Source organism: Pantoea agglomerans NBRC 102470, assembly GCF_001598475.1.
Classification (GTDB): domain Bacteria; phylum Pseudomonadota; class Gammaproteobacteria; order Enterobacterales; family Enterobacteriaceae; genus Pantoea; species Pantoea agglomerans.
Genome location: NZ_BCZA01000001.1, coordinates 340,587 through 364,015 on the forward strand (window position 1 = coordinate 340,587; position 23,429 = coordinate 364,015).

Here is a 23,429-nt window from a genome sequence, read left to right on the forward strand (position 1 = left end):
ATTGAATATGTCGGAACATGATCAACCCCTGAATGTCCCCAACGCCTTGCCGCTGGGTTACCGCTTCAATGAGTTTGAAATCAAAGAGGTCATCGGCGGTGGCGGCTTTGGCATCGTCTATCGCGCCTGGGATCACCAGCTGGAACGTGATATCGCCATCAAAGAGTTTATGCCCGCCTCACTGGCGGTCCGAAGCGATGATCTGAATCTGGTGCTGCGCAGCGAACGGTTCAGCAAAACCTTTCACGCCGGACTGAACAGCTTTATTCAGGAGGCGCGTCTGCTGGCACGCTTTAACCATCCGAACCTGCTGCATGTGCTGCGTTTCTGGGTGCAGAACGACACCGCCTATATGGGTACGGTGTTCTACAGCGGCACCACGCTCTCGAACTTCAGCGAACGAAATCCGCAGTCGGTGAATGAGGCCTGGATCCGTCGCATGCTGCCACCGCTGCTGGGCGCGATCAAAACCATCCATGAAGCGGGCTATCTGCACCGCGATATCTCGCTGGATAACGTCCAGATCCAGAGCAGTGGCGAGCCGATCCTGCTGGACTTCGGGTCGGCGCGTAAAACCATCGGCAATCTGTCGGATGAGAGCGAGACGATGCTGCGTCCCGGCTATGCGCCGATTGAGCAGTACAGCGACAACGATGAGAGTGAGCAGGGCGCGTGGACCGATATTTACGCGCTGGGCGCGGTGCTGCATACCCTGATTACCGGTGCGCCACCGCCAGTCAGCGTGGTGCGCAGCATCGAAGATAACTACCAGCCGCTGGTACAGCGTCGTCTGGCGGGCTACTCGACAGCACTACTCAGCGCCGTCGATCGCGCGCTGGCGCTGAAACCGGAAGATCGTCCGCAGAGCATTGATGATTTTGCTGCGCTGATGGCGCTGCCGGAACGCGAACCGGAACCGCTGCTCAGCGCAAAAATGAGCGGACCGGGCACCATGCTGGTGCCGATTGAAGAAGAAGAGGAGGTGATCAAACCCGCCTCTAAACTGAAAACGCTGCTGGGACACCGCTTTGCACTGCCGGGCCTGGTTGCCGCTGGCGTGCTGGTCGGCCTGGGCGCCGGTCTGCTGATGTCACGCGGTAACGAACAGACACCGCCGGCTGAGATCGCGCAGAACGACGCGCCTGCCGTCACCGTCGCGCCGGTTAACCAGCCGGTTGCCGCGCCACCGACCCAGGCTGACGCCTCACCGGATACGGTTGCCAGCACTCCGGCTCAGACTTCTGAGCCCGCGCAGACCGCCGCGCGTGAACCCGATCCACAACCGGCACCACCACCCGCGCCGGTCGCCCAGGTCTATATCCGTCTGCAGCAGGGTGAACGCGTTCAGGTGAACGGTCAGCCGCAGGCGCTGGTGCCGGCGGTGAATGGCTTCGCCACGCTGCAGCTGGCGCCGGGCAACTACACCTTTGCCATCAGCGGCCAGAGTGGCACCCGCGAACAAACGCTGAACATCAGTGAAGAAGGTGTCTGGTTGCTCGATCCACACAGTTAATAGTCAGGGATTACTTATGTTCTCACGCATTACTGCACAGCTGCCGGCGGACGGCCTGCTGTTCCATACGCTTAAGGGCACCGAGACGCTGTCCCGTCCGTTTGTGCTCACCGCCGAACTGCTGGCCACCGACGCGCGCATCGATCGCCACGCCCTGCTGGGGAAGCCGGTGACGTTCACGCTGCCGACCGACGGGCTGATGAACGCGCTGAGCCCGCGCTACCTTAACGGCAAAATCACCCGGGTGGCGGTGCGCAGCCAGGAGCTGAGCGGCACCCGCTACGCGGTCTATGAGCTGACGGTCGAGCCGGACCTGTGGCCGATGAAGCGCGACCGCAACCTGCGCATCTTCCAGAGCCAGACGGTGCCGCAGATTGTGCAGACGCTGCTGAAGGAGTACGGGGTCAATGTGGAGACGCGCCTGGCGGGCAGCTACCGGGTGTGGGAGTACTGCGTGCAGTATCAGGAGAGCAGCCTGGACTTTATCAGCCGCCTGATGGAGCTGGAGGGGATTTACTACTTCTTCCGCCACGAGGCGGACAAACACACGCTGGTGCTGTGTGACGCGCCGGACCAGCATCAGGCGTTTCCGGGCTATGAGACCATTGCCTATCACGTCACCCCGTCGGGCGGCGTGGTCACTGAGGAGGGTATCAGCCAGTGGTCGCTGGCGGAGAGCGTGACGCCGGGCATCTACAGCACCGACGACTACGACTTCCGCAAGCCGAACGCCTGGATGCTGCAGGCCCGCCAGAACCCGGCGTCGCCGGTGCCGGGCTCGGTGGACGTTTACGACTGGCCGGGCCATTTTGTCGACCACAGCCACGGTGAGTCCTACGCGCGCATCCGTCAGGAGGTGTGGCAGGCCGAGCACCACAGCGTCAGCGGGTCGGGCACGGCCACCGGCATCGCGCCGGGCTTTACCTTCTCGATCATCAACGCGCCGCACTTCAGCGACAACGGCGAGTATCTGGTGACCTCGGCGACCTATGACTTTGCCGAAAACAGTTACGCCAGCGGCGACACCGGCGACAGCCGTCACAACATCCACTTCACGGTGCTGCCGTCGTCAGTGACCTACCGCACGCCGCCGGAAACGGCGTGGCCGAAAACGCACGGCCCGCAGACCGCGAAGGTGGTGGGCCCGAAAGGCGAGTCGATCTGGACCGACCGCTACGGCCGGGTAAAGGTGAAGTTTCACTGGGACCGGCTGGCGAAGGGCGACGATACCAGCTCCTGCTGGGTGCGCGTCTCCAGCGCCTGGGCGGGTCAGGGATTCGGCGGGGTGCAGATCCCGCGAGTGAACGACGAAGTGGTGGTGGACTTCATCAACGGCGATCCGGATCGTCCGCTGATCATCGGCCGGGTTTATAACGAGGCGAGCATGCCGCCGTGGGCGCTGCCGGCAGCGGCGACGCAGATGGGCTTTTTAAGCCGGTCGAAGGATGGCACGGCGGACACCGCGAACGCGCTGAGGTTTGAGGATAAGTCGGGTGAGGAACACCTGTGGATTCAGGCGCAGAAGAACATGGATACCCATGTTAAAAATGATGCCAGCCATTCAGTCGCCAACAATCACAGCCACTACGCGGGCGGCAATGAGCTCTACCGTGTCGAAACCAACCGTGTCCACGGTGTAAAAGGGGGCGAAGAGCGGCTGACCGGTAAAGGCAAACTCGATGCGGTGGTCGATACCTATGTAGTGGGTTCGGGGACTAAACTTCGCCTTGAATGCGGAGAGAGTGCTATCGAACTGAATGCGAATGGCCAGATCAATATTGTGGGCAAGGGCTTCAATATTTTTGTGCAGGGTGATGGTCATATCACCACCTCTGGCGGCAAACTGAACCTGAACACGGATGGCGCGAAGCCGGGCACAAGTGCACCGGGCTCCAGTCATAAACAGAACATCAGCCAGGCCGTAGAGAATCTGTTCCCGCCGAAGCAGAAAGGACAGGCGGCTCCGGCTGCGCCAAAAGCTGCGGCGGCACCGGCGAAAGGGGCGGCTGCACCGTTAGCCAATACTGCTTCTGGCGATAAGAAGAGCAAATATGACTACTCGGTAGATGAGATGGTCAAAAAACAAAAAGGGCTTAAAGCCACGCCGGTGAAATGGGATAAAACTAAAAAAGGCTTCGTAAACGCCACCGAGGACGATATCAAAAAATATGTCGATCCTGCCAACCACATGGAAGGCAAAGACAAATATCAGTTTGTGGATCTTTCCTCCTCATCTGGGATCAGTAAAGATGATATGAGCACTTTCCTTAAGGATAAGGGCACGCTGTCCGGTCAGGAACAGACTTATCTGGATGCGGCTAAAAAATATAATGTTAATGAAGCGTATCTGGCTGCCCATTCCGCGCTGGAGACGGGAAATGGCACCAGTGAGTTAGCCAAAGGCGTCATGGTTAATGGAACCAAAGTTTATAATATGTACGGCATAGGTGCGCTGGATGGCAATGCGGTGCAAACCGGCGCTAACTATGCTTATAAACAGGGCTGGACAACACCCGCTAAGGCCATCGATGGTGGTGCTAAATGGATATCTGATAAGTTTGTTGGCTCTGGTCAGAATACTTTGTATAAAATGCGCTGGAATCCGGCTTCGCCGGGAACACATCAGTATGCGACAGATGTTAACTGGGCTACGGCTCAGACAACTAGCATGAAGAAAATGTTCGACAGTTTTCCGAATGCGAATCTTTCTTATGACATACCTGAGTTTAAATAAGGGACTGATAAAAATGATTTTTCCTATGAGAAAGGCAGTATTGTTGTTTGCGCTGCTGTTCCCTGCCGTTCAGGTAAATCTGGCTACTGCGGCGGCAAGCATTACGTCCCCTGCTGCCTTAACAGCCGCTGACTTTAGTGTGAAAATCAATAATCATCCTTTTACCTTAGGTGATAAATGGAGCGATGAGACTCAGAAGCAGGCGGGCACGCAGATAAGTGAAAACTTTGTTGGCGATGTGCCTGCCGGTGACACCAGTTTTAAGTACTACCAGCACAAATATGATGGTTTTGAAATCTACACTGCCAATCTGTTCTGGCAAAAAGAGCAGCGTGATATCGACAGCTACCTTATTGCACAGATCAGCATCAACACTCCTGCGATCAAAACAGTGAGAGGCGTAGGACCAGGCGATAGCCAGGATGTGCTGGTCAGTAAATATGGTCAGGGCACAGTGGATGACAGTGATAATCAGCATTGGTTATATTATGATGCTGATAACAAACGCATGTCATTTCAGTTAGAGCATAAAAAAATAAGTCATATTATGATGACGATTAATACGGATGAATAATAACAACCCTGCGTGATGCGTCGCGCAGGGTTAAATTAACTTATTAATCTTATTTTTTCGATTAAATAATTTTAAATCCGCTAATGGGTTTTAATTTCCTGCTCTTGAAGTATGTGAATCAATAAAATAAATACCACATTCACTCAAGACCCGGTTAACTGTATACAACAGCATGCCATCTGGCGAGTTGAATGATTATTTAAAAAGAGAATAATCAATATGGTAAAACAGCGCTATTTAATCCACTCCTCAGGTAAAGCTATGAAGTTATTTGTTAAATTGATGCTCTTGATGATATTTATAGTTTGCCCGATAGGCATTGCAACAGCTTCAGGAGCACAAATGTCTTTTTCTCAGTACAATAGCTTAGATAATGTTTCAAAGATCTTTAGTGACCAGGATGTTGTCTCCACTTTAAAAGCTGTTTTAGGTAATGAGTATAATGATTTCAGACAGAACTTTGATGTTTTTGGAGAACCCCATAAAACAGATGGCGGCGGTATATTCGTTGAGGGCTGGTTAAAAGATCTCTATCTTGTGCAAGCATCCGCATTCGTGATACAGGCAGATGGCAAAGTGTATGCTGCCTGGATGATGCCTGAAAACAACAAAATACATTATGTCACTAACGCGCCAGAAGATAATAAAGTTCAGGAGGATATTGCACGCTGGGCTAAGCGTTTTGATAATGAATAGTCTGCCATCCAGGATGGATAATTTAATCGATGATCGCGTGATAATTATATCTTAGCCAAATTTTATTACAGGTTGAAATGATTAAAATTTTATGCATTTTACTGGTTGCATATCCGCTGATGACTTCTGCAAATGATTTTTGTCAACGGATGGCTAGTAACGCTAACGCAAAAGGCGTGCGTTTCGACAATACAGATAATGTCTACAGGGTTGGCGGGTCAGGACGGCTGCAATTTTATTCTGCACCTGATGGCCGTTGTGTAGAGAAAGACGTTTTTGTGGTGCCTGGCAATGAATTATATGCTTACGTCGAATATGGAAAATATTACAGCGTAATGTATGTGGCTAATGACGGAAATCAGGCTAATGGCTGGGTAGAAAAAGAAAGATTGATTGAATCACATACGGGTATCGCACCCGATTATGATGCAAATAAATAGTTACTCCCTCTGCTGTTAATAACATTCCATTTTTACTTTCCCCATATGGATATCTATTATGCATTACCAATTCAATGAGGGCGCCTTTGCGCTTTTTCCTGCTGCCTGGCAGGACACCACCATGAATATTCTCCGCGATGAAGCCAGTGGGCTGGCATGGGTTGTGAGCCGTGGCGTTATTTCTGAGGGCAGTGATGCGGAAAAAGAGTTCCAGCGTCAGTGGGACACATTGCGGAGTCAGATGGGCCATATCCAGCAGACTGAATTTGTACGTTTGATGGCAGGTGTAGATAACACATTACACGCGGTAGAAGTTGAAACCGTATTTGACCGTAACGGGCAGGCAGTGTGGCAGAAACAGCTGGCTACACAGGTGCCTGATTCGAACATCTTAATGATTTTTACGCTATCAGCCATGCGTCCATTCAATGAAGAGGATGGACAGCGCTGGAGTGCATTTAAACAAAGCCTGAGTCTGAACAATCCACGGAAAGCATAACCTATGGATAACCCTGCTGCCCGCGTGGGCGACGAGATCATTCACTCCAGCATTTTCGCTGATATCACGAGCATTGTTGCGGAAGGTGCGGCCTATGCCGTCATTGGTGCCGCAGTGGGTGCTGCTATCGTCTCGGCAGCGCCCCTGCTAGGCACAGGGGCGGCAGCGGCGAGTGTGGCAGCCGTGGGTAACAGTTGCCTGCTCAGCGGTATTCTGGGTGGTGTACTGGCCAATGCCGTTGGTCTGTCACAAGAGATCAGCAAAGCGGCCGATGGGCTGGGAAACATGATATTCCCGCCGTCACCTGCCGGAGTAATCGCCAGTGGATCAGTGAATGTCTACGTTAATGGTCTTTTAGCCGCACGCGCGGCCGGGATGCTCACGCCCGGCGAGACACCGCCACCGGAACCACAATCGCCGCAGAGCTTCGCCGACTATGGCGGCATGTTGCTCTCTGCGGTCGGCCAGTTTGGCAGTGCAATTTGGCAGCCCACGGTAGCCTCCGCCGATGCGGGCACCTCTCCGCTGGAGCAGGACAAAGTGGCCTGTGAAAAACACAGTGCACCGCAATATCTGGCTCAGGGGTCGAAAAGCGTCTTTATCAATGGCCAGCCTGCGGTGCGCGCAAAGGATAAAACCACCTGTGACGCCACCGTGAGCGACGATGTTTCCCCAAATGTCATCATTGGTGGTGAAACCGTTACGGTCAGAGAGATCAAAAGTGGCAAGGTGCCAGGCCTGGCCGTGATGATGATTGGCCTTTCTCTCATCCGTGGTCGCCCCAGTCAGATCCTGAAAAACATGCCCTGCGCGCTGGCCGGTGCCGTGGGCGGTATGGCGGCGGACATGGCTATTAACGCGGCCTTCTCGTCGCTGTTTCCGGTTCATGCGGCGACCGGCGTCAAAGTCCTTAATGATGATGCCGAGCGCGATTTTTCCCTTCCCGGACGTTTCCCGCTCAGTTTTCAGCGCAGCTATAACAGTCTGACTCAGCGCGCTGGCTTGTTTGGTCAGGGTTGGGCCACGGTGTTTGACAGCTACCTGACGCTGGAAGGGAATCGGGCGACCTGGTTTGATGACAACGGGCGCGAACTGAGCTTTGACGTTCCCGGTGAAAAAGAGGTGCTCTACAGCATCAGCGAAGGGCTGATGGTACGGCGCAACGCGTCTGGCGATATCGCCATTGCCGATGACGACGGTGCGGTATGGCGTCTTTACAGGCGCACGGCCGCTGATCCGCAGGTGCTGCGGCTGGCTTCACTGAGCGACGAGTACGGTAATGCGCTGGAGATGGGCTGGGATGAACAGGCCCGCCTGGTACGTATCCATGACGCGCCGCTGGCGATTGACGTCACGCTGCACTACGACGACAAACAGCACGCGCGGCGTCCGACATCAGCCAGCCATTTTGATGGCGATCAGAACTGGCCTCTCACGCGCTGGACCTACAATGATCGGGGCCAGCTTGCCAGCGTTACTGATGCCGCAGGCGTTGTCTCACGACGCTTCCGTTACAACGACGATGGATTGATGGTCTGGCACCAACTGCCGGGCGGGCTGGAGAGTGAATATCGCTGGCAGAAGCTGGATCACTGGCGCGTTGTAGAAAACCGCACCAACAGCGGTGATGGCTGCCACATGCATTACGATCTTGAGGCGGGCATCACGCGCGTGTCGACCTATGACGGTCAGCAGCGCGAACACCACTGGAATGCCGCAGGCCTCATCACCTGTTTTATCGATGAGCGCGGCGAGAAGTGGCGTTATGAGTGGGATGAAAACGAACTCCTGACGCGTCGCATCGATCCGCTGGGCAACGCGGTGAGCTTCACCTATGACGATCTGGGCAACCGTGTTGAAGAGAAGGATGCTGACGGTGGTGTGCAGGCGGTGCAATGGCTGTCACACCGTTCGCTGCCCACGGTTGTTGCCGGAGCAGACGGTTCCACAACGAAATACTATTACGATCCCCATCACGGCCTTGAACGCGTTGTTGATGCGCTCGGGCAAAGCACGCTCTATCAGCGGGATGAGTTCGGACTGGTTGTCGAAGAGACTGACGCAGCAGGTAATAGCTACCGCCGTGAGTTTAATGATGCCGGCCAGGTTATCCGTGAAACCGACTGTTCAGGGCTGACCACGCGCTACCGTTATCATCCCCTGGGCTGGCTCAGCTGTGTCATCGCGCCGGATGGTGAAGAAACCCGTTATCACTATGATGCAGCAGGCCGTCCTCTTCAGCTGGAACGCGCAGAAGAATGGGAAGAGCGGTTGCACTGGAGTGAAAACGGACTGCCGCTGGCCTATGAATCGGCTGATGGCAAGCGCAGTGAATTCCGTTACGACAATGTCGGGCGATTGATCGCCAACCGTAATGCGCAGGGTGAGACGGTTCAGCGAAGCTGGGACAGCCGTGGCCGGTTGACGGCGCTGCAAAACGAGAACGGCGAGCAGTATCAGTTCGAGTGGGGCGCAGATTCTCTGTTGCTGGCGCAGGTCGGGCTGGATGGCGTTGCCACGCGATATGACTATGATGCGGCGGGCCGCACGGTATCACGCACCTTTGCCGCCGGACATCCTCAGTCCATTACTCATCGCTATCACTGGAGCCGTGCGGGGCAACTGTTGGCGCGAACCACGCCGGAAGGCCAGACGCGCTATCACTACAGCGGTGGGGGGCACCTGGGCAAAGTGTCGCAGCATCTGCCGCTTTCTGACACCGAGTGGAGCCAGCAGGCCGAGCAGGAGATTACCTTTAAGTATGATGCGCTGGGCCGCATCGTTGCTGAGCAGGGGGAGCAGGGCGAACTGGCGTGGGAGTATGACGCGCTGGGCAACTGCACTGCCTTAACCCTGCCGGATGGCCGCAACCTGAAGCAACTTTATTACGGTAGCGGCCATTTACTGAGCATCGCATTAGACAACCTGCCGGTCACGGAATTTACCCGTGACACGCTGCATCGGGAACTCAGCCGGACGCAGGGCGGCCTGACCATGCGCAGTGAATATGATCGCTTAGGCAGACTGCGCCGCCGTGACGTGTTTAAGGGTGACTCACAGCGTCCTGCACCGCGCGTCTGGTCCCGCCGGCGCGACTTCGATTACGGCAACAACCTGATCCGTGAAGAGCGCGACGATAATCCGTTCAGCCAGACATTATGGAACTACGATAACGCCGGCCGGCTGTTGTCTCAGGACGGTGCGCAGCCGGGTAATGAACAGTGGCGCTGGGATGGCGCAGGCAACCCGCTGGATCGCCATAGTGCCGCACAGGTGATGCATAACCGTGTCACAGAACTGAACGGTATCCGCTGGCAGTACGATATTCATGGCCGTACCACTGAGAAAGATGACGGGCATACCCGCTGGCGTTATCGCTATGATGGGGAGCATCGCCTGACGGATGTGATCAGCGAGCCGCGGGACCGCAATAAGCCGCGCACTAAGGTGAGTTTCCGCTACGATCCGCTTGGGCGCCGCATCAGTAAAACCAGCCAGCAACTGTTGCAGGGAAGACCGTCGGGGAACGCCGTCACGACGCGCTTTGTGTGGGAAGGCTACCGCCTGCTGCAGGAAATCCACGACGGGATCCCGCTGACCTACGTTTACAGCGACAGCCAGAGCTATGAACCACTTGCGCGTATTGATGGTGTGGAAAGCCCGGAAATTTACTGGTTCCATAATGCGGCCAATGGAATGCCGGAGCTGCTGACTGACGGTGAAGGGCAAAAAGCCTGGGAAGGTATCAACAGCCCGTGGGGCAAGCTGCTGCGTGAATCCAGCCAGCGGATGCCGGTCGTTCAGCAGAACCTGCGTATGCAGGGCCAGTACCTGGACCGGGAAACCGGACTGCACTACAATCTGTTTCGTTATTATGACCCGGACAGCGGACGGTTTACCCAGCAGGACCCGATAGGGCTGGCGGGCGGGATCAACCTTTACCAGTATGCGCCGAACGCGCTGGGTTGGGTGGATCCGTGGGGGCTGAGGCGTTCATGTAAACCTAATAACCCGACAAAAAATAATGATCACAACCAAGGCGCCTTTGCAAGACAGTGGCAGGGGAGAGGTGTCTATAAAGGCCGTGACACCTGGCAGAATACTATATTGAAAGAAAATGATATTGTTTATGGTGGTGTTCCTGGACAGTCTGGTTTTTATTTTGACAAAGCAACCTTAGATGCTGCTGCAGGAAGCAGAGAGTCACTTTGGAAAAGTTTACAAGTGTTACCACATCCGAAATTTGGCTATCGTGGGCAGATACAGGCTTACAGGGTAAAACGTGAAACAGTTGCTGGAACCGGCGAAGCACTGTCACAGGATCCGATAAAATTTGGTGCTGGTGGTGGAACGCAATTTTTCCTTTCTAACTTTAGAACAGTGCTGGAACCTGTTGGAAATCCATTCAGTATGGGGAAATAAAATGGATGTAAATAAAGACGATGGAAGGTTGAGTTTTGGAAATGGATTAGTTCTTTCTTCTACTTCGACTAGACAGGAGTTGTTTAGTATTGATGATATTTTTTGGGAGCCGTGGCCTGATAATGGTGTGAATACTGTTGCCTACCGAGCTGTTTTTAATATAAGTAAAAATAGACAGGGTGATATTTACTTAGTGGTTTTCTTTTCTTGTCCGAGTGATATGAATGATACAGTAAAAAGTTGGAGTTTTGCTCCTGATAAATTATTAATGGGCGAGCAAAACAAACCTGATGGTAAAGTCACCCGGAAGTTAAGGGATTGGTTTAAAGAGCAAACAAGTATTGACCTTCCTGCGTATGGTGCATGGGGGCATATTGATGCCGCATATGATCCTCATAACAGAACTGGTACTATCGTTTGTAATTATCGTTCAGGCTTTAAAGATGAAAAAGCATGGAAAGATTACATCAAATGGAATAAATTTAAAATTTAAATTAATAATAACAAAAATACGATGTGTGTCCTTCGGCTATGTTGAATGCATAGATCTTATAACACAGTTTAAAAAGAAATTTCGCAAGCTTGAAAAATATAGATAAAAACAATATTTTTCAAAAAACACTAAAGGACTTAAATGCTAAGCGCCATTATTGTAACTATATTAGATGATGAAAAGGTGGCATTTAAATCGGTGGGTTGCAGCCAGAACATATCATGTTTTTCAACGCGTGGATTTCTCGAGAAGGGGAGTTCATGTTGTGTTTATTTTGAAAGCGAAAGTGAAAAAATCATAGCGATAAAAAAACTTGTCGAAATTGGCGCTTTGTTTTCATATGGTCATGGATGGGCACCATCTCAGGTTATGGAGTATTTAAAGGAAAAGGGTAAGATCGATATGCCTTATAAGGAAATTTTCTGGCGCGGACCAGGGGATTATGTGATAACAGAAAGGTAAATGTTATTTTCTACAAAGTTGTGTTAAATGTTTATTGCTTTATTAAAATGGCAATAGATTTTTATAAGGTTGTTTTTCTGATTTAATATAAGTCTGTTATTGTGTGTCTTAATTTTAGAGTTCATGAATATAATGACTGGTGTTTTTTGTTCAATCAAGAAATGGTAAGCTTCTTCGTGTGTCGCCTATTTAATGATATGTAATTCTGATGCGGTAAGGATGAGGTTTCCATTTAGAGTTTAATGTCTTAATAACTCTCTTTTTATTATTTTAAGCCTATAAGGAGATAAAATGAACCTGCCAGGAATGAATCCCGAGAATAACTTACCGGGTTACGACATCGCCAGGATGACCGGTTATGGGGCACCTGATTTTGATTTCAAAGCGCTGGGTGCAGCAATGGATTGTACTCGGGAGTTTTATCAGGCTGGCATCATCTATGCGGATGGCGCACAGCGTTATCTTGTTCGGCCTGGCCAGCGTCATCCTAATGGTCAAAGTGGTATCGTTACACATCTGATTGTGACCAAAACGCCTAAGCAAGCCACAGCGTCTAATACGGGCAAGTCACTTAGTGAAGCAGTAAGCGTAACCTCAATGGGAACGGAGATTGCCTCGACCGTGCTTTCCTGTGGTGCAATGATTATTACTGCTGGCGTGGCGGTTATCGGCGCTTCAGCAACGCCTATAACCGCTGGCAGTAGCGGCGTGCTTGTTGCTATTGGTTATGCTGGCGCTGCCGCAACAGGCGTGCAATGTGTCAATGGTATTTACCGGGTTTATGATCTCGTCGAAAACGGTGGTGAAAACGTAGCGTGGCTGGACTCTCAGGATTGGTACGTTGCCACTTCAACGTCCCTTGACCTTATTTCACTAGCCAGTGTGGGCGGTGCGTTAAAAGAAGCCCTGGCAACATGGCGAGCGATGAAATCAGTCTCTTCTTTAAAAGCAACGGAGTGGCTCAGGAACTATCCAAGGCAGGACCGGGCTCGTCTTACTGAATTAATCATTAAGGCACAAAACCCTGGTATAAGTAATAAAGAGCTTAAAGCCGCCATCCGTGCAGGACTTTATCCAAAGCGTTTCCCTGTAGAGTCGGTGCAAAAAGAACTTGTTAAGCAACTCGCGCAGGTCGTCACGAGCGCAGCGGCTGTGGCAGGCAGTGCTGTCAGTGGTATCATTGCTGCTCCAGGTAATGTGCCGCGCTCCGGGCGCTATATTGTGGGAACAATCCAGTCACTGGCGGTAATTTAATGCAATTTTTATCATGGCTTATTGGACGTAATATCACTGAACTCCTGCAACATGGTCGCGAAATAGATCAGGCAATCGCACGGCAGGATGATTCGATACTTGCCCGTTCCACTTCAGAGCTCGAGCGCTATTTTAAACAGCCTTCTGAGGCGCTGCCCCGGCAAAATGGCTTCCCCGTTGCAATCGTGCTGATGCTGTTGCTGGCTGCATTTGCATTTAATTTGCTGACGTTTCTGCACGCTCTACCTCCGCTCAGTCCACAGATACATGCGTTGAGTTTTTTTGTTCCCTCAATCGTCGTTATAGGCGTGATACTCACGGCCAGTTACCTGCTTGCGCGAGGCCATACAGCCGGTGTGGCGGGGCTGGCTTACGTCTGTGCGATGTTGCTTATATCGACCGTTTTACTCTTGAGCTACAGCGTAGTTATGGGTAGCCACTCGGGTCTGTGGCTGATTCTGGCACTCGCGGCTTTGGTGGGTGCGCGCTGGATACTTAATGGGCAGGCTTTCATCCTGTTTGCCATTTACTGCCGGACACAACGTCTCGCCAGCGTCGCCCGGCAGCGTCGCATGAAATAACCCATACTGATCTGTAGTACTGTTATCGCGGAATACCCATTCCGCGACTCTCTTCTATTTTTCTCTCAACACGATCTTTTTCCTATGACCCACTCCTTCTTTTACTCCATCCCCTGTCCCAATCCCCCTGAAAAACCCATCCATCATCACTATTACCTCTGGCTATAACCTGCCGTTATACCCTCCTGCTAAACAAGCATTCGTCACCTTTCAGAACGCATGAAATAGTGGTTTCAGAACCTGATCTTTTGGCTGAAACGAGAGACAACATGCTAATCCCACAACCCTATTTACTCTTTCTTGGCGATGTTACCGATCCCCTTGCGGCAAAAACGGCGCGCGGTATTCATATCTGGCGGCCGGAGCAGTGCGTTGGCGAAATTAAACTGCCGGGCTGCACGGTCAGTCTGGGTCTGGATGAACTGGATATTCCCGGCGCCAAAGCGCGCGGCGCAAAAACGCTGGTGCTTGGCACTGCCAATGCCGGGGGCTATCTGCCAGCGCACTGGCTTGAAACGATCAAAAGTGCCATTAAAGCAGGCATGAATGTGGCCAGTGGGCTGCACCACCGACTGGTGGATGAACCGGAACTGGTGACGCTTGCACAGGCTTCTGGCGTTGAGCTTTTTGACCTGCGTCATATGCGTCCAGCGCTCAATGTGGGCAGCGGTAAGAAGCGTTCAGGTAAGCGGATACTGACCGTGGGTACAGACTGCTCAGTGGGGAAGATGTACACCTCACTGGCGCTGGAAGCGGCGATGCGTGCGCGCGGCCTGAAAGCTGATTTTCGTGCCACGGGGCAGACCGGCATTCTGGTCGCAGGGGAGGGCATTGCTGTGGATGCGGTCATCGCTGATTTTATTGCCGGTGCAGCAGAAGCGCTTTCACCGGCGAATGACGAGGACCACTGGGACATCGTTGAAGGCCAGGGCTCACTGTTCCATCCCTCTTATGCGGGCGTGAGTATGGGGCTGATGCACGGTGCGCAACCACACTGGCTGGTTATGTGCCATGAAATGGGACGACCCCACATGCGTCATTTGCCACACCAGCCCATGGTCAGCCTGCAGGCGTGCGTTGAAGCCAATCTGCGTGCCGCGCAGGTGACCAGTGAGTCCGTTCAGCTGGCTGGCTTTGCTATCAATACCTCCAATTACAGCGAAGAAGAGGCGCTCGCTTATTGCGCCGAAATCAGCGCTGAGTTTGGTTTACCGGCAACGGATCCGGTGCGTTTTGGTATTGATGAGATCGCCGCACTGCTTCAGGAGCGTGGCTGAAATGAGAAAGTTGCAGATTGATGTGGTGGAGCTGCCGCTGGCGCGACCCTTTGCTATCGCACGCGGTACCCGTACCGCCGTGACGGTCATCCGTGTCACGCTTGAGCAGGAGGGATTCATCGGGCAGGGCGAATGTACACCAACGGCTCGCTACGATGAGACGCCGGATAGCGTTAAGGCCATGCTCGAAGCGGTACGCACTGACGTGGAGTCGGGCCTCAGCCATCATGATCTGCAACACCGCTTACCCGCCGGTTCAGCGCGCAACGTGCTGGACTGTGCGCTATGGCGACTTGATGCCACACGGGCTAATCAAACGCTTTGGCAAAAGAGCACCTGCTCTCAGCCAGAGTCGGTCATTACGGCAGAAACCCTTAGCCTGGATACGCAGGAATGTATGGCTCTGGCGGCGGCGGATGCTGTGTCACGTGGCGCCCTCCTGCTCAAAATTAAGCTCGACCGTAATGCGATCCTGGAAAAAGTGGCGGCGATTCGCGCGGCGGCACCGCATGCCACGCTCATTATCGATGCCAATGAAGCCTGGTCGGGTCTGGAACTGGAAAGCCTGCTGGTGGCGCTTAAGGCCTTCAACATCGCGATGGTGGAGCAACCCCTTCCCGCCGGACAGGACCATGACCTGAAACGTTTCAAACATCCCATACCGGTCTGTGCCGATGAGAGTTGCCATACGCGGGCGGATATTGCCGGACTACGCGATCGCTACGAGATGATCAATATCAAGCTGGATAAGTGCGGTGGCCTGACTGAAGCGCTGGCGATGGTGGATGAAGCGCGGACGCTCAATATGCGCATTATGGTCGGTTGCATGCTGGGCTCGTCACTGGCCATGGAGGCCGCATTGCCCGTCGCGGTTAACGCTGAGTTCGTCGATCTGGATGGCCCCATCTGGCTTGCCGCCGACAGTTCTCCTTTCCTGAGCTACTCCCAAGGCCATATCTGGCTATAACTCTGTGAGGCGACGATGACGGACACACAACGTACTTCCCCTGCAACCCGCGCTGCCTCTGCCTCTCCCGTGCTGGCGATTCAGGATCTCAGCGTCTCGTTTCATGGACGCAGCGGTGAGAATCAGGCACTCAAAGGCATCAGTTTTGCCATTCATCCAGGTGAAATCGTCGCCGTCGTGGGTGAAAGCGGCTCAGGTAAATCTGTCACGTCGCTGGCTGTGATGGGCTTGCTGGCAAACAACGGACGTGTCGATGGCGGCAGCATGCAGTTCCGCGACCGTAGCGGAAAAATGCATGCGTTAGAAAAGCTGGATGACGCTCAGCGCCGCACGTTGCGTGGCCGTGAAATGGCGATGATCTTTCAGGAGCCCATGACCTCGCTGAATCCGGTGCTGCGCATTGATGATCAACTTACTGAGGCATTACGCGATCATCAACAGTGCGACAGAAAGCAGGCCCATGCGCGGGTGCGTGAATTGCTGCGACAGGTGCGTATCGCCGATGTGGATCGTGTCATGAAAAGCTATCCGCACTCGCTGTCAGGCGGCATGCGGCAGCGTGTGATGATTGCCCAGGCCCTTGCCTGCGATCCGCAACTCCTGATTGCCGACGAGCCTACCACAGCGCTGGATGTCACCGTGCAGGCGCGCATTCTCCATATTCTGCGTGAGCTGCAGCGTGAGAAACAAATGGCGGTGCTGTTTATTACTCATGATATGGGCGTGGTAGCGGAAATCGCCGATCGCGTGGTGGTCATGCTGCGTGGCGAAGTGGTAGATCAGGGAACCGTGTCTGAGATTTTTGCCGCCCCGCAGCATGCGTATACCAAAGCGTTACTGGCGGCAGTACCAAAACTCGGCGATATGCGGGAACACAGGTGGCCGCAACGCTTTCCTCTGCCCGGTGCCCGCGAGGCTGTGCAAGGCGAACAGCATACCGCGCGCTATGACGTGGCGCCGCTGCTGGATGTGCGCGGATTAAAAGTCTATTACCCGATTCGCAGCGGCATCTTATCGAGCCTGACGCATCACGTGCATGCGGTTGAGCAGATTGATTTTAGTCTGTGGCCAGGTGAAACCCTGGCCATCGTCGGTGAAAGCGGCTGCGGCAAATCGACAACCGGACGGGCGCTGATGCGCCTCATCAACAGTGAAGCTGAAAGTATTCACTTTGAAGGAAAGGAAATTTCTGACCTGAAAGAGGCAGAATTCCAGCCGCTCCGCCGTGAAATTCAGATGGTGTTTCAGGATCCCTATGCGTCACTGAATCCCCGCCTGACAGTGGGTTTCACCATTGCCGAGCCGTTGCTGTTACATGGCATGGTCTCTTCACTTGAACAGGCCTCCACACAGATAGATGCGCTGCTCAAGAGCGTCGGTCTCCTGCCAGAACACGCGCGTCGTTATCCGCACGAATTTTCTGGCGGTCAGCGTCAGCGTATTGCCATTGCCCGCGCCATGGCGCTGAAACCGAAAGTGATTATTGCGGATGAAGCGGTATCGGCCCTTGATGTCTCGATTCAGGCGCAGGTGGTCAATCTGATGATGGACCTGCAGCAGCAAACGGGTGTGGCATGGATTTTCATCTCTCACGATATGGCGGTAGTCGAGCGTATTGCTAATCGCGTCGCGGTGATGTACCTCGGCCAGATTGTGGAGCTTGGACCGCGCCAGTCCGTATTTAATCAGCCGCAACATCCCTATACCCAACGACTGCTGGCCTCCGTGCCGGTAGCGGATCCCGAAAACCGTCAGCCCCGTATTTTCGATGACCGCGAAATACCCTCGCCGTTGCGTAAGGTGGGTGAAACGGTCACTAAAACCCGATATCGGCAGGTTGCCCCCCAGCACTGGGTAGCTGACGGCATTGCATTGCAATAATCCTTAACGACCAGGAGAATTTATGAAAACGCTGTTTCGCCGTACTTCGCTCGCCCTCGCATTGACGACGACGCTGGTCATGACTGCGCAGGCACAGGATCTGCGCATTTCAATGTATGCCGATATCACGGGGCTGGATCCGCACGACACCTCGGATAATGTCAGCTACTCGGTTCAGAGCGGCATCTTTGAGCGCCTGTTCCAGTTTGATTCCCGGATGAAGCTGCAACCCTGGCTGGCGACCGGTTATACCTCTAATGACAGTGCCACCGAATTTACGCTGACGCTGCGCAAAGGCGTTACCTTCCAGGACGGTACCCCTTTTGATGCAGAAGCCGTCAAAGCGAACCTTGATCGTCTGGCAGATCAGAAAAAAGGGCTGAAGCGTAACAGCCTCTACAAAATGATTGATAAGGTGACGGTGCTGGCACCCGACCAGGTAAAAATCGATCTGAATCAGTCGTTCGGTGCCTTTATCAATACCCTGGCGCATCCTTCCGCGGTGATGTGGAGCCCGTCAATTCTTAAGCAATATCCGGACGAAGCGCAGTTACGACTGCATCCGGTGGGAACCGGTCCGTTTACCTTTGTCGACTGGAAACCAGGCAAAGCCGTTACGCTGGCCAGATATGCAGGTTACTGGCAGCAGGGATGGCCTAAAGTCGACCATGTCATCTTCTCTCCGAGTCCCGAAGATGCGACACGGGTGGCAGCGTTGAAATCGGGGCAGGTGGATGCCATCTGGCCATTGCCTTCAGACCTCATCGCGGCCGTTCAGCAGGACAGCCACCTCTCCATTCAGCGCGATCCGAGCATTTATCTTTATTACATGGCGATCAACACGCAGCACAAGCCGCTGGCCGATGTTCGGGTGCGTCAGGCAATCAACTATGCGATTGACCGTAATCTGTGGCTGAAAGTGGCCTTTGCCGGTCTGGGTAAACCTGCCACATCCGCGATCCCGGAAGGCGTACAGTTCTATCAGAAACAAAACGATCCTGATTACGGCTATGCGCCGGATAAGGCCAAAGCCTTGCTGAAAGCGGCGGGTTATCCGCAGGGACTGGATCTTAAGCTCTGGGTGACCAACGCCACGGCCAGCGTCCGTGCCGCTCAGGTGCTGAAAGCGCAACTGGCCACGGCAGGCATTCGTGCCACGGTAACACCGATGGATTCCGGCACGCGCAACGCTAAGTTGTGGGGCGTTCAGGACCCGAAAAAGGCGGAGTTTGACCTCTATTATGGCGGCTGGTCGACCTCTACAGGGGATGCCGACTGGGCGCTGCGTCCGCTGTTTGCCACCGAGTCCTGGGTTCCGACCTCGTATAACGTCTCCTACTTCAGTAACGCTGATGCAGACAAAGCGATTGCTGCCGGGCTGGCGACGGCCGATCCGGCAAAGCGTGGCATCGCCTATGCACAAGCGCAAAAGGTGTTGTGGAAAGAAGCACCGGTGGCGTTCCTTGGCACGCCAGACAATCTGGTCGGCAAACGCAACACGCTGAGCGGCGTTTCGATGCTGCCTGATGGCAATTTACTGTTCACTCAGGCGTCCTTTAAATAAGACGGTCTCTTCTTCCTCGTCCCCTGTCCGGAACGGATGAGGGACGTGAGGAGGCCAGTCGCACCTCATTTCAGGGAATGGCATGTTTGCATACATCATTCGCCGATTGCTGGAGATGATCCCGGTTTTGCTGGTGGTCTCGTTGCTGGTTTTCGGTTTTATCAAGCTCATGCCGGGCGACCCGGCGCGTATTTATGCCGGACCGGATGCGCCAGTTGAGGCGATCGAAGCGGCGCGTCAGCACCTCGGGCTTAACGATCCGCTGCCGCAGCAGTATTTTCACTGGATCGGCAGCCTGTTGCAGGGCGACCTGGGCACCACTTATCGTACACAGCAACCGGTGCTGGAGGTGATCAAAGAGGGCTTTATGCCGACGCTGTGGCTCGCCTTAGCGGGTTTTACCTGGTCCGTCATTCTCGGCTTGTTATTCGGCGTGATGGCGGCACTGAAACGTGGAAGATGGCAGGACTGGACGCTGATGAGCGTGGCGGTCGGCGGCATTTCGATGCCAGCCTTCTGGCTGGGGCTGTTGCTCATCCAGTTCGTTGCGATGCCTTTTGGGCTGTTCTCGGTCAGCGGCTTTAACAGGGCCAGCGATATTGTCCTGCCCGCCATTACGCTGGGTTCGTCGGTTGCGGCGGTAATGGCGCGCTTTACCCGTTCGGCCTTTCTTGAGGTGGCGCAGGAAGATTACGTGCGTACCGCCAAAGCCAAAGGGCTGCGTAACCGCCTGGTGACGTGGAAACATGTGATGCGCAATGCGCTCATCCCGGTGATTACCATGCTGGGCTTGCAGTTCGGTTTTCTGCTGGGCGGATCCATCGTGGTGGAGAGCGTTTTCAACTGGCCAGGGTTAGGCTGGTTATTGATTGAGTCGATCAAAGCGCAGGATCAGCCGGTGATTCAGGCGCTGGTGATGCTGTTCGTGTTTGAATTTATTGTGATTAATCTGCTGGTCGATCTGCTTTACGCGGTGGTCAATCCGGCCATTCGTCTGCGACAGGAGCCAAAATGAGTATTCAATCGCTGACTGAAAACCCGCCTCAGATTATTCGTTCGCCGTGGCGCGATTTCCTTCATGCCCTTGTGCGCAACCCTCTGGCGCTGGTCTCAGGCGGGTTTGTGCTGCTGTTAATTGTGGTGGCGATTTTTGCGCCCTGGCTGGCGCCCTGGGATCCCATGGCTCCGGACTGGATGGCGTTATCGTCGCCACCAACGGCGGCACACTGGATGGGGACCGACGAACTGGGGCGCGACCTGCTCAGTCGCATTATCTATGGCGCGCGGATCTCGCTCTATATCGGCGTGCTGTCGGTGACGATCGGCATGCTGGTCGGGGTCATGCTGGGCTTACTGGCGGGCTATTACGGCGGTTGGGTCGATATGCTGATCATGCGCGGTGCCGACGTATTATTCGCGTTTCCCGGTATGCTGCTCGCCATTGCGGTGGTGGCGCTGCTGGGGACGGGTCTGAACAATGTCATTATCGCCGTCGCGGTATTCAGCGTGCCGGTATTTGCCCGCATCGTGCGGGCGTCGACGCTTTCTCTGAAGCAGGCTGCCTATGTTGAAGCCGTGCGCTGTGCCGGTGCACCAGACAGCGTCATTATTCTGCGGCATATTCTGCCCGGCACGCTTTCCAGCGTGATTGTCTATTTCACTATGCGCATTGGCACCAGTATTCTGACAGCCGCGGGCCTGAGTTTTATTGGACTGGGTCCGGAGCCTGACGTGCCTGAATGGGGCAATATTCTGGCGATGAGCCGAAGCATGATGATGGCCGGATCGTGGCACATGAGCGTATTTCCGGGGCTGGCGATCTTTATTACCGTGCTGGCTTTCAATCTGCTTGGGGATGCGCTGCGCGACACGCTCGATCCAAAACTCAAGGGCTGACTATGGATTTCCAACAATTGCAGCGTGAACTGCTGCTGAAACACTGGCGTGACCTGCGTCAGCTTGGGCAGCCGCGAAGCGCCTGCGGACCCACCAATCGAATCAGCGATGTTGCGGGCGTGCGTGTCGGACATTGCACGCTGAATGAAGGCGAAAAGCAGACTGGCGTAACCGCTATCGTACCGCCGGGCGGCAATCTGTTTCTCACGCCGCTGCCGTGTGGGGTGGAGGTCCTGAACGGCTTTGCGAAACCCATCGGACTGATTCAGATAGAGGAGCTTGGCGTGCTTCAGACGCCGATTCTGCTCGGTAACACGCTGGCGGTCGGCACGCTGTTTACCACGCTGGTGCGGGATGCCATCCGTCGTAACCCGGAACTGGGACGAACACTGCCCACGGTCAATCCGCTGGTGCTGGAGTGCAACGATGGCTGGCTGAATGATATCCAGGCGCTGGCCATCACTGAAGCGATGGCGCAGGAGGCATTGCAGACGGCCTCAGCGGACTTCGCGCGCGGCAGCGTCGGCGCGGGGCGCGGTATGAGCTGTTTCAGCCTGAAAGGGGGAATCGGAACCGCCTCGCGGGTGATTCCCTCGCTCAACGCCACGCTTGGCGTGCTGGTGCTGGCCAATTTCGGCGCACTGGAAGCATTAACGCTTGATGGCGTTCGGGCTGGCGAGATGATCGCGCCGCTGCTGGCCGGGGAGACGCCGCAGCTGGATGCCGGTTCTGTCATCATCATCATGGCGACGGATGCACCGCTGGACGCACGTCAGTTAAAGCGCATCGCGAAGCGAGCCGGTGCCGGCCTGGGACGGCTGGGCAGTTACTGGGGCCACGGCTCGGGCGACATTGCGGTGGCGTTTTCAACGCAACCTCTGCCGCAACCGCCACAGGACGACACGCTGGAGCCGCTGCTTGCTGCAGCGGCAGATGCAACTGAACAGGCTGTACTGGATGCTTTGCTGAACGCTGAGGCTGTTACCGGCTTTCGCGGTCATCATCGCCCCTCACTGACGCAGATTCTGGATAGATTAACGACATGAAAATTTTTATCTCGGCCGACATTGAAGGCATCGCGGGTGTCATGCGCCCGGAGCAATGCACACCCGGTCACCCGGAGCATCAGCTGGCCCGTGGTCTGATGGAGCAGGAAGTGAATGCCGCGATTGAGGGGGCTTTTGCAGGCGGGGCAACGGAAGTGGTGGTGGCAGACAGCCATGCGCAGATGACCAATTTGCGTGCGGAAAATATTGATCCCCGCGCCCGGCTGGTGCAGGGAAAACCCCGTGTCCTGTCGATGGTGGAAGGGATAGAGCAGCAGACGTTCGACGGGCTGTTTCTGGTGGGATTTCACAGCGCAGCAGGTGAACCGGGCGTACTGGCGCATACCATCAACGGCCGGGCATTCTGGCGTATCCATATCAATGGTCTGGTGATGGGAGAAACCGATATTTATGCCGCCGCCGCCGCTGAGCACGGCACGCCATTGCTGCTGGTCACCGGCGACGATCAGTTACAGAGCTGGATTGCGGAACACTACTCAGCGGTTGAATACGTCTGTGTAAAACGCGCCATTTCGCATACCTGCGCGGAATCAATCAGCCCACAAGCGGCACAGCGTGCGATCGCTGCCGCAGCAAGCGCCGCACTGCAACATCCCCCTCAGGTGAGCACGAGCCGCCTGACGGCACCTTACGCTATGCGCCTTCAGGCCACTAAACCGGTGCTGGCCGATCTGTTCAGCCTGATCCCCGGCGTCACGCGCCTGGATGCCGTTACCGTGGCGTATCAGGCGGAGAATATGGAGACGTTAATCAGCTTACTCAGTGCATTCTCCTATCTGGCGAGCACACAGTCATAGCGAAATTATCCCGGGCTGCATGCAACGTCAGCCCGTTAAGCCCGCCGTTCCGGTTCAGCTGAAACCGCGCTGCCAGGCACACGCCTGTAGTGCGGGCTGTGCATGCGCATCTTCCCTCTGACGAGTCAGAATCGTTGCTGGCTTAAATCCACGCAACCCGTGCTGCTGACCAGCGCTCCTTTAACTGCACCACGTCAGCGCGAGACCCGCTCTCTGCAGAGGCTTCAAACGGGACTGCCGGGTGCGGATGGGGGCGAAACAGGCAGCTGAGCCTGCACCGGTTTTGCGGTACAGTTTTTGCAACAGGATAAT

General features: G+C 54.6%; 19 protein-coding genes. All 19 read left to right on the plus strand.

Annotated features, from left to right (window positions below; genetic code table 11):
• The first annotated feature begins 7 nt into the window (after positions 1 to 7).
• The 19 genes from PAG01S_RS01615 to PAG01S_RS01705 all read left to right on the plus strand — a co-directional run bounded on the left by PAG01S_RS01615 (position 8) and on the right by PAG01S_RS01705 (position 23,117).
• Positions 8 to 1,513: a serine/threonine protein kinase gene (locus tag PAG01S_RS01615; protein ID WP_062757468.1), complete on the plus strand. Its 1,506-nt coding sequence runs from the start codon at positions 8 to 10 to the stop codon at positions 1,511 to 1,513.
• A gap of 16 nt (positions 1,514 to 1,529) precedes the next feature.
• Positions 1,530 to 4,247: a type VI secretion system tip protein TssI/VgrG gene (tssI, locus tag PAG01S_RS01620; protein ID WP_062757470.1), complete on the plus strand. Its 2,718-nt coding sequence runs from the start codon at positions 1,530 to 1,532 to the stop codon at positions 4,245 to 4,247.
• A gap of 13 nt (positions 4,248 to 4,260) precedes the next feature.
• Positions 4,261 to 4,821, plus strand: coding sequence for a hypothetical protein (locus PAG01S_RS01625; protein WP_062757472.1), 561 nt, complete (start codon positions 4,261 to 4,263; stop codon positions 4,819 to 4,821).
• Between the two features lie 219 nt (positions 4,822 to 5,040).
• Complete coding sequence (locus PAG01S_RS01630; protein WP_174532008.1) at positions 5,041 to 5,517, plus strand: Ivy family c-type lysozyme inhibitor; 477 nt, start codon at positions 5,041 to 5,043, stop codon at positions 5,515 to 5,517.
• 77 nt (positions 5,518 to 5,594) lie between these two features.
• Positions 5,595 to 5,957: a hypothetical protein gene (locus tag PAG01S_RS01635; RefSeq protein WP_062757476.1), complete on the plus strand. Its 363-nt coding sequence runs from the start codon at positions 5,595 to 5,597 to the stop codon at positions 5,955 to 5,957.
• 58 nt (positions 5,958 to 6,015) lie between these two features.
• A complete protein-coding gene (locus tag PAG01S_RS01640) occupies positions 6,016 to 6,456 on the plus strand; it encodes a DcrB-related protein (protein WP_010246011.1) in 441 nt (146 codons plus the stop codon).
• Positions 6,457 to 6,459: 3 nt separating this feature from the next.
• Positions 6,460 to 10,878 carry an RHS repeat-associated core domain-containing protein gene (locus tag PAG01S_RS01645; protein WP_062757477.1) on the plus strand — a complete coding sequence of 1,473 codons (4,419 nt, stop codon included), beginning with the start codon at positions 6,460 to 6,462 and terminating at the stop codon, positions 10,876 to 10,878.
• Position 10,879: 1 nt separating this feature from the next.
• On the plus strand, positions 10,880 to 11,371 hold the full coding sequence (locus PAG01S_RS01650) for a hypothetical protein (RefSeq protein WP_062757479.1): 492 nt from the start codon (positions 10,880 to 10,882) through the stop codon (positions 11,369 to 11,371).
• Positions 11,372 to 11,512: 141 nt separating this feature from the next.
• On the plus strand, positions 11,513 to 11,833 hold the full coding sequence (locus PAG01S_RS01655; RefSeq protein WP_062757480.1) for a hypothetical protein: 321 nt from the start codon (positions 11,513 to 11,515) through the stop codon (positions 11,831 to 11,833).
• A 291-nt stretch (positions 11,834 to 12,124) separates the two neighbouring features.
• Positions 12,125 to 13,087, plus strand: a complete 963-nt coding sequence (ssp4, locus tag PAG01S_RS01660) for an Ssp4 family T6SS effector (protein WP_062757482.1) — start codon at positions 12,125 to 12,127, stop codon at positions 13,085 to 13,087.
• On the plus strand, positions 13,087 to 13,668 hold the full coding sequence (gene ssi4 / locus PAG01S_RS01665) for an immunity protein Sip4 (protein WP_062757484.1): 582 nt from the start codon (positions 13,087 to 13,089) through the stop codon (positions 13,666 to 13,668). The genes ssp4 and ssi4 overlap by 1 nt, the downstream gene beginning before the upstream one ends.
• 269 nt (positions 13,669 to 13,937) lie before the next feature.
• A complete protein-coding gene (gene dgcN / locus PAG01S_RS01670; RefSeq protein ID WP_052271734.1) occupies positions 13,938 to 14,945 on the plus strand; it encodes an N-acetyltransferase DgcN in 1,008 nt (335 codons plus the stop codon).
• Position 14,946: 1 nt separating this feature from the next.
• Positions 14,947 to 15,912: an N-acetyl-D-Glu racemase DgcA gene (gene dgcA, locus PAG01S_RS01675; RefSeq protein ID WP_062757486.1), complete on the plus strand. Its 966-nt coding sequence runs from the start codon at positions 14,947 to 14,949 to the stop codon at positions 15,910 to 15,912.
• 15 nt (positions 15,913 to 15,927) lie between these two features.
• On the plus strand, positions 15,928 to 17,793 hold the full coding sequence (locus PAG01S_RS01680; RefSeq protein WP_062757488.1) for an ABC transporter ATP-binding protein: 1,866 nt from the start codon (positions 15,928 to 15,930) through the stop codon (positions 17,791 to 17,793).
• A gap of 22 nt (positions 17,794 to 17,815) precedes the next feature.
• On the plus strand, positions 17,816 to 19,357 hold the full coding sequence (locus PAG01S_RS01685; protein ID WP_062757490.1) for a glutathione ABC transporter substrate-binding protein: 1,542 nt from the start codon (positions 17,816 to 17,818) through the stop codon (positions 19,355 to 19,357).
• Between the two features lie 82 nt (positions 19,358 to 19,439).
• The gene (locus tag PAG01S_RS01690) at positions 19,440 to 20,372 is read left to right on the plus strand and encodes an ABC transporter permease (RefSeq protein WP_010245963.1); all 933 of its coding nucleotides are present in this window, start codon (positions 19,440 to 19,442) and stop codon (positions 20,370 to 20,372) included.
• Positions 20,369 to 21,253 (plus strand): ABC transporter permease subunit, encoded by an 885-nt coding sequence (locus tag PAG01S_RS01695; protein WP_033786129.1) that lies wholly within the window; start codon positions 20,369 to 20,371, stop codon positions 21,251 to 21,253. Before PAG01S_RS01690 ends, PAG01S_RS01695 begins: the two co-directional genes overlap by 4 nt.
• A gap of 2 nt (positions 21,254 to 21,255) precedes the next feature.
• A complete protein-coding gene (locus PAG01S_RS01700; protein ID WP_062757491.1) occupies positions 21,256 to 22,299 on the plus strand; it encodes a DmpA family aminopeptidase in 1,044 nt (347 codons plus the stop codon).
• Positions 22,296 to 23,117, plus strand: coding sequence for a M55 family metallopeptidase (locus tag PAG01S_RS01705; RefSeq protein ID WP_062757493.1), 822 nt, complete (start codon positions 22,296 to 22,298; stop codon positions 23,115 to 23,117). Before PAG01S_RS01700 ends, PAG01S_RS01705 begins: the two co-directional genes overlap by 4 nt.
• The last annotated feature ends 312 nt before the right edge of the window (positions 23,118 to 23,429 follow it).

What these genes read in the sequence shown, in the direction of transcription:
- PAG01S_RS01615 (WP_062757468.1), top strand. Translation starts at nt 8, where the DNA reads ATGTCGGAACATGATCAACCCCTGAATGTCCCCAACGCCTTGCCGCTG.
- tssI (WP_062757470.1), top strand. Translation starts at nt 1,530, where the DNA reads ATGTTCTCACGCATTACTGCACAGCTGCCGGCGGACGGCCTGCTGTTC.
- PAG01S_RS01625 (WP_062757472.1), top strand. Translation starts at nt 4,261, where the DNA reads ATGATTTTTCCTATGAGAAAGGCAGTATTGTTGTTTGCGCTGCTGTTC.
- PAG01S_RS01630 (WP_174532008.1), top strand. Translation starts at nt 5,041, where the DNA reads ATGGTAAAACAGCGCTATTTAATCCACTCCTCAGGTAAAGCTATGAAG.
- PAG01S_RS01635 (WP_062757476.1), top strand. Translation starts at nt 5,595, where the DNA reads ATGATTAAAATTTTATGCATTTTACTGGTTGCATATCCGCTGATGACT.
- PAG01S_RS01640 (WP_010246011.1), top strand. Translation starts at nt 6,016, where the DNA reads ATGCATTACCAATTCAATGAGGGCGCCTTTGCGCTTTTTCCTGCTGCC.
- PAG01S_RS01645 (WP_062757477.1), top strand. Translation starts at nt 6,460, where the DNA reads ATGGATAACCCTGCTGCCCGCGTGGGCGACGAGATCATTCACTCCAGC.
- PAG01S_RS01650 (WP_062757479.1), top strand. Translation starts at nt 10,880, where the DNA reads ATGGATGTAAATAAAGACGATGGAAGGTTGAGTTTTGGAAATGGATTA.
- PAG01S_RS01655 (WP_062757480.1), top strand. Translation starts at nt 11,513, where the DNA reads ATGCTAAGCGCCATTATTGTAACTATATTAGATGATGAAAAGGTGGCA.
- ssp4 (WP_062757482.1), top strand. Translation starts at nt 12,125, where the DNA reads ATGAACCTGCCAGGAATGAATCCCGAGAATAACTTACCGGGTTACGAC.
- ssi4 (WP_062757484.1), top strand. Translation starts at nt 13,087, where the DNA reads ATGCAATTTTTATCATGGCTTATTGGACGTAATATCACTGAACTCCTG.
- dgcN (WP_052271734.1), top strand. Translation starts at nt 13,938, where the DNA reads ATGCTAATCCCACAACCCTATTTACTCTTTCTTGGCGATGTTACCGAT.
- dgcA (WP_062757486.1), top strand. Translation starts at nt 14,947, where the DNA reads ATGAGAAAGTTGCAGATTGATGTGGTGGAGCTGCCGCTGGCGCGACCC.
- PAG01S_RS01680 (WP_062757488.1), top strand. Translation starts at nt 15,928, where the DNA reads ATGACGGACACACAACGTACTTCCCCTGCAACCCGCGCTGCCTCTGCC.
- PAG01S_RS01685 (WP_062757490.1), top strand. Translation starts at nt 17,816, where the DNA reads ATGAAAACGCTGTTTCGCCGTACTTCGCTCGCCCTCGCATTGACGACG.
- PAG01S_RS01690 (WP_010245963.1), top strand. Translation starts at nt 19,440, where the DNA reads ATGTTTGCATACATCATTCGCCGATTGCTGGAGATGATCCCGGTTTTG.
- PAG01S_RS01695 (WP_033786129.1), top strand. Translation starts at nt 20,369, where the DNA reads ATGAGTATTCAATCGCTGACTGAAAACCCGCCTCAGATTATTCGTTCG.
- PAG01S_RS01700 (WP_062757491.1), top strand. Translation starts at nt 21,256, where the DNA reads ATGGATTTCCAACAATTGCAGCGTGAACTGCTGCTGAAACACTGGCGT.
- PAG01S_RS01705 (WP_062757493.1), top strand. Translation starts at nt 22,296, where the DNA reads ATGAAAATTTTTATCTCGGCCGACATTGAAGGCATCGCGGGTGTCATG.